Source organism: Streptomyces sp. NPDC056361, from assembly GCF_042262805.1.
Taxonomy (GTDB): domain Bacteria; phylum Actinomycetota; class Actinomycetes; order Streptomycetales; family Streptomycetaceae; genus Streptomyces.
In genome coordinates this window covers 1-9,373 of the sequence record NZ_JBHJQI010000215.1, presented here as the reverse complement: position 1 = coordinate 9,373, position 9,373 = coordinate 1, and the positions used below count along the sequence as shown (strand labels likewise).

The window sequence follows — 9,373 nt, the reverse complement described above, 5'->3', positions numbered from 1 at the left end:
CCCCCACCTGGTGGGGGCGCCCTCTCGCGCATCGAGCGCCGGATCGGCGCGGATCAGCCCGCGAGCAGCTTCTTGACGGAGGCGGCGACACGGCCGCCCTCGGCCTGGCCGGCCACCTTCGGGTTCACGATCTTCATCACGGCGCCCATGGCGCGCGGACCCTCGGCACCCGCCGCCTTCGCCTCCTCGACGGCCGCCGCGACGATCCCGTCGAGCTCCTCGTCGCTGAGCTGCTTCGGCAGGTACGCGTCGAGCAGGACGCCCTCGGCCTTCTCCCGCTCGGCGGACTCGTGACGGCCGCCCTGGGCGAAGGCCTCCGCGGCCTCGCGGCGCTTCTTCGCCTCCTTGGCAATCACCTTCTGCACCTCGTCGTCGGAGAGTTCGCGCTTGGTCTTGCCCGCGACCTCCTCCTTCGTGATGGCGGTGATGGTCAGCCGCAGGGTCGAGGAACGCAGTTCGTCGCGGTCCCTGATCGCGGTGTTGAGGTCGGCCTTGAGCTTCTCCTTGAGCGTGGTCATGGGGTCAAGTGTGGCAGGTGTCCCGCCCCACCCGCCCGCGCATTTCCGCCACGCGGGTCTGCGACGATGGGGGGATGCGCGCACGGTACGGGATCCCCCTGAAGGTCACGGCAGGTCTGACGGCGGCGGCCGCGGCCGGACTCGTCTACGCGGCCGGCTTCGAGGCCCGCTCGTTCCGGCTGCGCCGAGTGACGGTCCCGGTCCTCCCGCCCGGCATGCGCGACCTGCGGGTCCTCCAGGTCTCCGACATCCACATGGTGTGCGGCCAGCGCAAGAAGCGCGCCTGGCTCCAGTCCCTCGCGGGGCTCCGCCCCGACTTCGTCGTCAACACCGGCGACAACCTCTCCGACCCGGACGCGGTGCCGGAGGTCCTGGACGCGCTCGGCCCCCTGATGGAGTTCCCCGGCGTGTACGTCATGGGCTCCAACGACTACTACGGGCCGACGCCCCGCAACCCCGGCCGCTACCTGAAGGAGAAGGCCCAGGGCCGCCACGGGCTCAACGGCAACGGGCCCGTCGTCGGCGCCCGCCACAACCCGTGGGAGCCCATGCGGGACGGCTTCGACGCGGCCGGCTGGGTGGACCTCACCAACACCCGCGGCCGGCTGAAGCTGCCCGACGCCGACCTGGCGTTCACCGGCCTCGACGACCCGCACATCAAGCGCGACCGCTACGAGCGGGTGGCCGGCGGCCCCGACGCCTCGGCCGACTTCACCGTGGGCGTCGTCCACGCCCCGTACCTGCGCTCACTCGACGCCTTCACGGCCGACGGGTACGAGCTGATCCTCGCCGGGCACACCCACGGCGGGCAGCTGTGCATCCCCTTCTACGGGGCGCTCGTCACCAACTGCGACCTCGACACGGACCGGGTGAAGGGGCTCTCCACGCACACGGTCGCCGACCGGACCTCGTACCTCCACGTCTCCGCGGGCTGCGGCGCCAACCGGTACACCCCCGTCCGTTTCGCCTGCCCGCCCGAGGCCACCCTGCTCACCCTGACGGCGCGCCCCTGAGCACCTACGGTGGGGGGCATGATCACGCCCCGCTCCGCGACCGCCCCGGCCGCCGCCGTCGTGCCCCCCGCCCCGCGCCGGCCGTACGCGGCGGCGTTCCGGGCCCTGATCGCCCTGTCCGCGGTGACGGGCCTGGTCATCGAGTGCGTCCACGGGAACGTGTTCGTCGTCCTCAGCTTCTTCACGATCTGGTCCAACATCCTGGTCGCCGTCGTCCTCGGCCGGGGCGCCACCCGCGCCTGGACCCGGCGCCCCCCGCTGCCCGCGCTGTGGACCGGCGGGGCACTGCTCTGCATCGCGGTGGTCGGCCTCGTCTTCCACCTCGTCCTCGACAACCCGGCGAGCGAGTTCAACCAGGCCGCCGAGATCGCCCGCCTCAGCGGGCCGCGGGCCGTCGCCAACCAGCTCCTCCACACCGTGACCCCCCTCGGCACGGCCCTCGACTTCCTCCTCCTCACCGCGCCCGGCGCCCTCCGCCTCCGCCACGCCGCCCAGTGGCTCGCCGCCCCCGGCCTCTACCTCGCCTTCGCCCTCGCCCGCGGCGCGCTCCTCTCCCCCGGCTCCGCCGCCCGCTACACGTACCCCTTCCTCGACGTCACCCTCCACGGCTACGCCGGCGTCCTCCTCAACGCCGTCGTCCTCGGCGCGGCCTTCTACCTCCTCGGCCTCGCCATCGTCGGCCTCGACCACATCCGACCCGCCCCGCCGTCCCCCGAATACCGGATTTCGTCTGAGCGCGCGCGTGGGCTAAAGTAAGCGATGTCGCCGCGACGTGAAGAACAGAGCAGCGACATCGGGGTGTAGCGCAGCTTGGCAGCGCGCTTCGTTCGGGACGAAGAGGTCGTGGGTTCAAATCCCGCCACCCCGACAGCCGTAAGACCAGGTGACCCACCTAGCAACATTGCTAGGTGGGTCACCTGTTTTTGTCTGCGTGTCTATCTGCGTGACGACCGCTCCGCGCGTGTCTACGGCCGCTGCGTCACGGGCCGGATCCGCTTCCGGTAGACCTCCTCGGTCACCGCCGTCCCCGAGTGGCTGGTCGCGGACATGATCGTGGCGAAGGACGCCTACACCGACTGTTCTTCCAGGCTGGGCAGGGCTTCTTCGCTGTCCAGACCGGTTCGACCGGTGCGTCGGGTCACCGGACCGGGCGGTGGCGGGCGGAGCGGCGTGTGCGCATGGCGATGTAGAGGAGGTCTGCCACGAGCAGCACGATGCCGATGAACAGAAGGAAGAGCAGTCCGTCGACGACGGCGCCGATGATGCCCAGCACGATCGCCACGATGATCAGGGCCAGGAAGAGCGACACGAGGGCCACCTCCTCGGTCGGTTGGGGAGCTCAGCGGCGGGCCAGCTGGCGTTCGCCGTTCGCCCCGGGCTGGTAGGGGAGGTCGTAGTGCCGGAAGACCGCCTCCTCGTCCTCGGCGGGAAGTACGTCGTCGCTGCCGATCGAAGGGCACTGCTTCACCAGCGCCTTGTCATGGGCGACCTTCACGTAGTCCGGCCCCACCGTCGCACCGTCCAGGGGGACGAACACCAGACGGTGTCGGGTGGGCAGGCCGACGCGGACCGTGGCCATGGCCGGCTCGTCGGTGCTGGTGTCGACGTAGACCGCCTCCAGCTCTCCGATCCTGTGGCCCCGCGCGTCCACCACGTCGCGGGTTCTCCACTCGCGGATGTCTGCCATCTGGATCATGCCGACTCCTGGCGGTGTGTCGCTGGTTCGGGATGCGTGGCGACGAGGATCTCGGCGGCCCGGGTGACGTTGCCGGCGTCGACCGCACGGGCCATGGCGTCACGCGCCGCGTCGGACGTCGTGTCCGGGGGCACCACCAGGAGGGCGAAGTGGTCGGTGTCGCCACGGGTGATGAGGACGGTGCCGTCGCCGACGGGGAAGGAATCGAGGCGCACGACCCGGTCGTCGACGACCACACGGGTCGGAACCTCCTCCCAGGCATCGGTGTCCAGGCCGACGCGCGTGATGGGACCGAGGTGCGTGGTGAGCGCCCGGATCAGGTCGGGCAGCTCGGTCGCGATGTCACGGGAGCGGGGCCACCAGGCGCCGTCGAGGATGCCTTCGCGGGAATGGGTCGTCTGCAGCCGGAGCAGGGCCGTGCCGGGCTTCACCGCTCGGTGGATCTCGTCCGGAAGAAGCCTGGGAGGGGTGGGAGCATCGGATTCGGCCATGGTGGTCCGCCTGCCCTGCGCGGGGCCGCCGACACCTCTCGGCCGGCGAGATACCGCCGTGGTCTCACGGTACCCCGCGCGCCTGCGGCCATGCCCGCGACCATCGCCCGGACGGCGTGCCCGGTAGGAAACCACCTGGTCAGAACGGCTCGTCCGACCACTGGGGTCATGGCGACACCTGATCACCGTCGGCTGGGAACCCGGCAACACCCCCGCGATGGCCTCCCTCACCCACCAGGGAATCCGCCGCATGGAGGCCGAAGAAGAAGAACGCGGGTGAACCGGACTGCCCCGGGCCCGCTCTCCCACTCGGCCTGTCCGGCCCCGCGGTCGTAGGATTGAACGTGGATCGAGCACGCTCACGTGTGGCGATCCGAAAGGGCGGCCTCGGCGGAGTGAATGCGCTGGGGCCGTTGTGACGACCGCCGCCACGAGGCCCGCGCGGGCACTGGTCGTGGAAACCTCCGGCACCCGGGCGGACCCGACCAGCCGCTCGACATCAGCAAGGTAGCGGCGGGGGCCCTCTCCCAAGCCCAGGGCACGGGTTCGCTCCCGACAGGCACCGTAGGGGTGTCCCTCCCGGGAGCCGTCTGGCAGCCGATACCCCGACGGCCGTAACACCAGGTGAGGCCGGTACTGATTCCAGTACCGGCCTCACCTGTTTCTGCTTTGGGGGGGCGGCTTCCCGGGGGAAGCCGCCCCCCCCCAAAGGGGTGGGTCAGATGATCGGGGGGCGGCCCAGGCGGGTCATGTGGCGGACGGTGGACCAGCGGATGGGGTGGCGGGGGCCGCAGGGGCGGCGGAGGCCTTCGGCGAAGCCGGCGAACCAGGCGGCGAGGCCGGGGAGGGAGCGGGTGCGGGCGAGGGTGAGGAGGGTCCAGACGCCGAGGTAGACGGGGACGAGGAGGGCCGGGAGGTTGCGCTTGGCGAGCCAGACGCGGTTGCGGGCGGTCATCCGGTAGTAGACGGCGTGGCGGGCCGGGCTGGTCTTGGGGTGCTGGAGCAGCAGCTCGGGGGCGTAGAGGACCTTCCAGCCGTCGTCGAGGGCTCGCCAGGCGAGGTCGGTCTCCTCGTGGGTGAAGAAGAACTCCTCGGGCCAGCCGCCGACGCGGTCGAGCATCCGCATCGACAGGCCGTGGCCGCCGCCGAGGAAGGTCGTCACCTCGCCGCCGCGCAGCGGGTCCTTGGCGCCGAGGCGGGGGACGTGCCGGCGCTGCGTCTCGCCGGTCTCGTCGGCGATGCGGAACGAGACGACGCCGAGGGCGGGGTCGGCCGCGTACAGGTCGGCGAGGCGGCGGAAGACGTCCGTGTCGACGAGGAGGCCGTCGTCGTCGAGGTCGACCACCACGTCCACGTCGCCGAACGCGCGCAAGGTCTCGATCGCGACGTTCCGGCCGCCCGACACACCCCGGTTCTCGGGCAGTTCGACGCCCGTCACGCCCTCGGGGAGCTCCGGCAGCGAGCCGGTGCCGTTGCCGACGACGACGATCCGGGCGGCCGGCTCGTCCTGCCGCGCCACGGCGTCGAGGAGCAGCCGCAGCTCGGCGGGGCGGGTGCCCATCGTCAGTACCGCCACACCCATACGCGGTCGTGCCACGACCCACTCCGTCCCACGCGCGTGAATACTCCGGGCCGCGATGCTAGCCGCCGGGCGCCACCTCGCGTTCACCAGGCGTGCAGCAGGACGCCGGCAGGCCGTCATGCCTGGTGGGTCGTCACGTCCGGGGGGCCGCGGGGAGGGGAGCGCCGCGTGGCGCCGTGGCGGGCGGCTCTACGCTTGTCCCCTTCCGTCAGGTTGATCGATCGTCGAAAGGGTGGTCTCCAGGTGCTGGTCGCGGACCGATATCGGCTTCACGTGTGTATCGGCCGGGGCGGCATGGGCGAGGTGTGGCAGGCCACCGACGAGGTGCTCGGGCGGGCCGTGGCCGTGAAGCTGATGCTGGCGCACGGGACCGACCCGTCGGCCGCCGACCGGTTCCGCCTGGAGGCGCAGACCGCGGCGCGGCTGAGCCACCCGCACGTGGTGGGCGTCTTCGACTTCGGCACCTGGGACGGAAAGCTGTTCCTGGTCATGGAGTTGGTCGAGGGCTCCAGCCTCGCGGGAAGTACGTCCGACCCGCTGCTGCTGCCCGCCGAGCGGGTCGCCTCGGTGGCCGCGCACGCCGCCGCCGGGCTCGCGGCCGCGCACCGGCAGGGCGTCGTGCACCGGGACATCAAGCCCGGGAACCTGCTCGTCGACGCCGAGGGGACGGTGAAGCTGGCCGACTTCGGCATCGCGCGGTTCGTCGACGACCCCTCGGCGGCGCTCACGACGACGGGTCAGATCGTGGGCACGGGGCTGTACCTGGCACCGGAGCGGGCCCTCGGGCAGCCGGCCTCGCCCGCCTCCGACGTGTACTCGCTGGGTTGCGTGCTCTACCAACTGCTCACCGGGCGGCCGCCGTTCCGGGCGGACACCGCGACGGCGCTGCTGTACCAGCACATCGACACCCCGCCGGTGCCGCCGACCCGGCTCGGCGCGGTGCTGCCGCCCGAGTTCGAGACGTACCTGCTGAGCCTGCTGGCCAAGCAGCCGGTGCAGCGGCCCTCGGCGCAGTCGATCGCGGACTGGTTCTCCTCCGGGGCGTGGCGGGCCTACTCGCAGCCCGCCCCGGCGGGCATGCCCATGTCGACACGGACGCCGACACCGTCGCCGATGCCGATGCCGATGACGGGCTCGGCGCCGATGCCGGGGGCCGTCGCACCCGCGCGCGGAGGCGTACCCATGCCGGGGACCGCGCCGATGCCCGGGTCCGCGCCCGGCTCCGCCCCCCGGTCGGCACCCCGGTCCGCGCCCCGCTCGGCGTCCCGGCCCTCGACCGGTCCCATGGCCGCGCCCGGCGGCGCCTCGCGCAGGCGGGAGCGTCCGGGCGGCGCCGGCGCCGGGCTCGCCGAGCTGTCCAGACGGCGGCCGCGGAAGACGGCGGCGGTGGCCGGGGCCATCGCGTTCGTCGTCTTCCTGATCATCGGGATGGCCTGGCTCTCCTGAGCCGGGCCCGAGCCGGAGGTTCAGTACAGCCTCGGGGCCATCACCTGCCCCTCTCCGTCCGCCGTGGCGAGGAGCAGGCAGCGCGGGACGCCGGGCCCCGGGGTCGCCCGGACCGTCACGGGGGTCGGCGGGTCGGTCGGGAGCTCGATGGGGACGGTGACGGGCCGGTCGTCCTTGGTGGTGGCGTAGCCGGTCTCCTTGCCGTCGACGAGGACCTCGACGACGGGGGTGTGGCCGGTCTGGACGGTCGCGGAGACCGAGTGCCCGAGATAGTCGATGTGGAAGTGGTGGCGTGCCCTCATGGGCCACCTCCGTGCCGCCGGAGTGGGACGCGTATCTCCAGAGTAGGTACGGTCCGGCGGTCCCGCCGCTCCGAAGTGCGGTCGTAGTGGCCCGGTGTTCAGATGGGTCGGTACGCCGAACCACCGGCCCGCGCGGAACGGAGCCCCCGGACACATGAGCGACATCCTGCCCTCCTTCGAGGACACGACCGACTTCGGCAACGCCGACCGCGGATTCCTGGGCGCGCTCGTCCCAGGAGTCGTGACGGCCGGCGACGGCCGCGTGGTCTGGGACAACGACGCCTACGACTTCCTCAAGGCGGAGTGCCCGGACACCGCGCACCCCAGTCTGTGGCGGCAGGGTCGGCTCTGCGCGCGGCAGGGGCTGTACGAGGTCACCGAGGGGATCTACCAGGTCCGCGGCCTGGACATCTCGAACATGACGATCGTCGAGGGCGAGCGCGGGATCGTCGTCATCGACCCGCTGATCTCCGTGGAGACGGCGGCCGCCGCCCTCGCGCTGTACCGGGAGCACCGCGGCGACCGGCCCGTCACCGGGGTGATCTACACACACTCGCACGGCGACCACTTCGGCGGCGTCCGGGGCGTCCTCCCGCACGGCACCGAGGAGGGCGTGCCGATCCTCGCCCCCGCGGGCTTCCTGGAGCACGCGGTCAGCGAGAACGTGTACGCGGGCAACGCGATGACCCGCCGGGCGAGCTACATGTACGGCGTGGGGCTCCCGAAGGCCCCGGACGGCCAGATCGGCGTGGGGCTCGGGCAGGGCGCCTCCACCGGCACCATCAGCCTGATCCCGCCGACCGTGGACATCACGGAGACGGGGCAGGAGGAGACGGTCGACGGCGTGCGGATCGTCTTCCAGCTCACGCCGGGCACCGAGGCGCCGGCCGAGATGAACTTCCTCTTCCCCGACCACCGCGCCCTGTGCCTGGCGGAGAACGCCACGCACAACATGCACAACGTGCTCACCCTGCGCGGCGCGGTCGTCCGCGACTCCCGGATCTGGGCGCGGTATCTGGACGAGGCCATCGAGTACTTCCACGGGCGGTACGACGTCGGCTTCGCCTCCCACCACTGGCCCACCTGGGGCCACGACAACGTGGTGGCGTTCCTCGCCGAACAGCGCGACCTCTACGCGTACATGCACGACCAGACCCTCCGCCTGCTGAACGCGGGGCACACGGGCGTCGAGATCGCCGAGCTGATCGAGCTGCCGCCCGCCCTGGAGAAGGCCTGGCACGGCCGCGGCTACTACGGCTCGCTCAGCCACAACACCAAGGCGATCTACCAGCGCTACCTCGGCTGGTACGACGGCAACCCGGCCCACCTCTGGGAGCAGCCGCCCGTGGAACTGGCGCGGCGGTACGTGGAGGTGGCCGGCGGGCCCGCCGACGCCCTCGCCAAGGCCCGGGCGTACGCCGAGGACGGCGACCTGCGCTTCGCCGCGACCCTCCTCAACCACCTGGTCTTCGCCGACCCGGGCAACGGGGAGGCGAAGGAGGTGCTCGCCGGGGTGTACCAGCGCCTCGGGTACGGCGCCGAGAACGCCACCTGGCGCAACTTCTACCTGCGCGGCGCCCAGGAGCTGCGCGAGGGCGTCGGGGGCGACATGGTCGACGTGACCAACCCCGAGATGGCGATGGCCCTCACCGTCCCGATGCTGATCGACTCGGTGGCCGTCGCGATCGACGGCCCGCGCGCCTGGGACGACGACCTGACGATCGACCTGGTCCTGCTCGACGGCCCGACGGACGCGGGCGAGCGGCGGCGCCTCACCCTGCACAACGGAGCCCTGACGCACCGGGTGGTCGCCGCGCCCCGGACGCCCGCCGGACTCACCCTCACCCTCGGGGGGAGGGCCCAGCTCCTCGGCCTCCTCGCCGGGCGGAGTCCCCAGGACCTCGGGGTCGGCGTGGAGGGCGACGCGGCACTGCTCGCCCGCCTCTTCTCGTACGTGACGAAGCCCGACCCCCAGTTCCCGATCGTCACCCCGTGAGGAGGCCGTGATGGACCGGACGGGCCGCTCTCAGCTCACGACCCACGCCAGGAACCCCAGCAGGATCAGGGTGAGGCAGATCCCGAGGTTGACCACCTTGTACTGGAGGAAGACCGCGACGAACTCGCGGATGGTCGCCGACGGCCAGAAGTAGGCGGCGGTCGGCGAGCCCACCACCTGGCCGTCCACGCCCGCCTTCCGGGCCGTCAGGGCGGCCCGGAAGGCGTGGAAGTCGTTGGTGACGATGACGCAGGAGGAGCCGGGCCGGTCCCGCTCCATCAGTTCCTTGCTGAGCAGCATGTTCTCCGCGGTCGTGCGCGAGCGGTCCT

At 72.2% G+C, this 9,373-nt stretch carries 11 protein-coding genes and 1 tRNA gene; 5 read left to right on the top strand and 7 right to left on the bottom strand.

Annotated features, from left to right (window positions below; all coding sequences use genetic code 11):
- Positions 1-53: 53 nt before the first annotated feature.
- Positions 54-518: a GatB/YqeY domain-containing protein gene (locus tag ACFCY7_RS38025; protein WP_376490658.1), complete on the bottom strand. Its 465-nt coding sequence runs from the start codon at positions 516-518 to the stop codon at positions 54-56.
- Between the two features lie 74 nt (positions 519-592).
- Here ACFCY7_RS38025 and ACFCY7_RS38020 point away from each other — a divergent pair, with 74 nt between their 5' ends.
- From ACFCY7_RS38020 to ACFCY7_RS38010, 3 genes are all read left to right on the top strand, one after another.
- The gene (locus tag ACFCY7_RS38020) at positions 593-1,531 is read left to right on the top strand and encodes a metallophosphoesterase (protein WP_376490657.1); all 939 of its coding nucleotides are present in this window, start codon (positions 593-595) and stop codon (positions 1,529-1,531) included.
- Between the two features lie 18 nt (positions 1,532-1,549).
- Positions 1,550-2,287, top strand: coding sequence for a Pr6Pr family membrane protein (locus tag ACFCY7_RS38015; protein ID WP_376490656.1), 738 nt, complete (start codon positions 1,550-1,552; stop codon positions 2,285-2,287).
- A 38-nt stretch (positions 2,288-2,325) separates the two neighbouring features.
- A tRNA-Pro gene (locus tag ACFCY7_RS38010) sits at positions 2,326-2,399 on the top strand.
- A gap of 270 nt (positions 2,400-2,669) precedes the next feature.
- Here ACFCY7_RS38010 and ACFCY7_RS38005 read toward each other — a convergent pair.
- The 4 genes from ACFCY7_RS38005 to ACFCY7_RS37990 all read right to left on the bottom strand — a co-directional run bounded on the left by ACFCY7_RS38005 (position 2,670) and on the right by ACFCY7_RS37990 (position 5,315).
- Complete coding sequence (locus ACFCY7_RS38005) at positions 2,670-2,840, bottom strand: hypothetical protein (RefSeq protein ID WP_376490655.1); 171 nt, start codon at positions 2,838-2,840, stop codon at positions 2,670-2,672.
- A 30-nt stretch (positions 2,841-2,870) separates the two neighbouring features.
- Positions 2,871-3,227, bottom strand: a complete 357-nt coding sequence (locus tag ACFCY7_RS38000; RefSeq protein ID WP_376490654.1) for a PRC-barrel domain-containing protein — start codon at positions 3,225-3,227, stop codon at positions 2,871-2,873.
- Complete coding sequence (locus ACFCY7_RS37995) at positions 3,224-3,718, bottom strand: DUF5994 family protein (protein WP_376490653.1); 495 nt, start codon at positions 3,716-3,718, stop codon at positions 3,224-3,226. Before ACFCY7_RS37995 ends, ACFCY7_RS38000 begins: the two co-directional genes overlap by 4 nt.
- Before the next feature lie 718 nt (positions 3,719-4,436).
- Positions 4,437-5,315 carry a glycosyltransferase family 2 protein gene (locus ACFCY7_RS37990; RefSeq protein ID WP_376490652.1) on the bottom strand — a complete coding sequence of 293 codons (879 nt, stop codon included), beginning with the start codon at positions 5,313-5,315 and terminating at the stop codon, positions 4,437-4,439.
- A 228-nt stretch (positions 5,316-5,543) separates the two neighbouring features.
- Between ACFCY7_RS37990 and ACFCY7_RS37985 the strand changes: the two genes are divergently transcribed.
- A complete protein-coding gene (locus ACFCY7_RS37985; RefSeq protein ID WP_376490651.1) occupies positions 5,544-6,746 on the top strand; it encodes a protein kinase in 1,203 nt (400 codons plus the stop codon).
- Between the two features lie 20 nt (positions 6,747-6,766).
- Here the strand turns inward: ACFCY7_RS37985 and ACFCY7_RS37980 are convergent, their stop codons facing one another.
- Complete coding sequence (locus ACFCY7_RS37980; protein WP_376490650.1) at positions 6,767-7,048, bottom strand: hypothetical protein; 282 nt, start codon at positions 7,046-7,048, stop codon at positions 6,767-6,769.
- Between the two features lie 154 nt (positions 7,049-7,202).
- On the opposite strand from ACFCY7_RS37980, the gene ACFCY7_RS37975 reads away from it, so the two are divergent.
- A complete protein-coding gene (locus tag ACFCY7_RS37975; protein WP_376490649.1) occupies positions 7,203-9,044 on the top strand; it encodes an alkyl/aryl-sulfatase in 1,842 nt (613 codons plus the stop codon).
- Between the two features lie 30 nt (positions 9,045-9,074).
- Here the strand turns inward: ACFCY7_RS37975 and ACFCY7_RS37970 are convergent.
- Positions 9,075-9,373, bottom strand: a 299-nt coding sequence (locus ACFCY7_RS37970; RefSeq protein ID WP_376490648.1) for a YdcF family protein, incomplete at its 5' end; no start/stop codon positions are given.

What these genes read in the sequence shown, in the direction of transcription:
- ACFCY7_RS38025 (WP_376490658.1), bottom strand. Translation starts at nt 518, where the DNA reads ATGACCACGCTCAAGGAGAAGCTCAAGGCCGACCTCAACACCGCGATC.
- ACFCY7_RS38020 (WP_376490657.1), top strand. Translation starts at nt 593, where the DNA reads ATGCGCGCACGGTACGGGATCCCCCTGAAGGTCACGGCAGGTCTGACG.
- ACFCY7_RS38015 (WP_376490656.1), top strand. Translation starts at nt 1,550, where the DNA reads ATGATCACGCCCCGCTCCGCGACCGCCCCGGCCGCCGCCGTCGTGCCC.
- ACFCY7_RS38000 (WP_376490654.1), bottom strand. Translation starts at nt 3,227, where the DNA reads ATGATCCAGATGGCAGACATCCGCGAGTGGAGAACCCGCGACGTGGTG.
- ACFCY7_RS37995 (WP_376490653.1), bottom strand. Translation starts at nt 3,718, where the DNA reads ATGGCCGAATCCGATGCTCCCACCCCTCCCAGGCTTCTTCCGGACGAG.
- ACFCY7_RS37980 (WP_376490650.1), bottom strand. Translation starts at nt 7,048, where the DNA reads ATGAGGGCACGCCACCACTTCCACATCGACTATCTCGGGCACTCGGTC.
- ACFCY7_RS37975 (WP_376490649.1), top strand. Translation starts at nt 7,203, where the DNA reads ATGAGCGACATCCTGCCCTCCTTCGAGGACACGACCGACTTCGGCAAC.